The 736-nt window shown below is 76.2% G+C and carries 2 pseudogenes; both read left to right on the forward strand.

Features of this window, described 5'->3' with window-relative positions:
• Positions 1 to 59: 59 nt before the first annotated feature.
• Positions 60 to 182: pseudogene (locus tag AC27IQ_RS26250) on the forward strand (hypothetical protein); the annotation flags it as partial.
• 103 nt (positions 183 to 285) lie between these two features.
• A pseudogene (locus AC27IQ_RS26255) lies at positions 286 to 736 on the forward strand (DUF5682 family protein); the annotation flags it as partial.

The following is a 736-nucleotide window of genomic DNA, read 5'->3' on the forward strand; positions in this document are numbered from 1 at the left end:
CCGTGCGGGCCGAGCTGGCCGCGCAGGGCCTGCCGCTGCGCGGCACCGTCACGCTCGACATGCTGCAGGAAGGCGACCGCGCCCGCAGCCGCGTGCTGCACCGGCTGGCGTTGCTGCAGTTGCCGGGCGTGGTGCGCACGCGCGGCCCGGCGATGGCGCTGTCGGGCGAACGCGGCGAGGCCTGGAGCCTCAGCGAACCGCTGGAGCAGCAGGCCGCGCTCATCGAGGCGGGCGCCTGGGGCGCCCACGCTGGAAGACGCCGCGCGGGCGCGCCTGGAAGACCGCCTGCGCCAGGCACGCGGGCGCATCGCGCCGCTGGCCGAAGGCCTGAACAGCGCGGCCTGGGCAGGCCTTGCGGACCTGAGCGACGGGCTGCTGCGGGACATCGGCGACGCCATCGCGCAGGAGCCGCGTTTCGAGGCGCTTGCCCCCGCGCTGGGGCTGCTGCACACGCTGCTGCGCCACGGCCAGATGCTCGGCATGGCCGGCGCACCCGTGCTGCGCATCGCGGTGGAGGCCGGCTTCGACCGCGCGCTCTGGCTGCTCGAAGCCCCCGCCGCGGTGGCCACCGCCGACACCGAAGACCATCTGCACGGCCACCGCGCGCTGCAACGCATCGTCGCCGACACACTGGCCGACCTGGAAGACGGCACGCCCCATCCGCTCGCGCTGGAACCCGCGCGCGCCCTCGCGGTATGGCAGCGCAAGGCGGCCGACCCGCAGGCCGCACCGGTCA

The sequence above is a fragment of the Acidovorax sp. KPB24-07 genome, assembly GCF_057543315.1.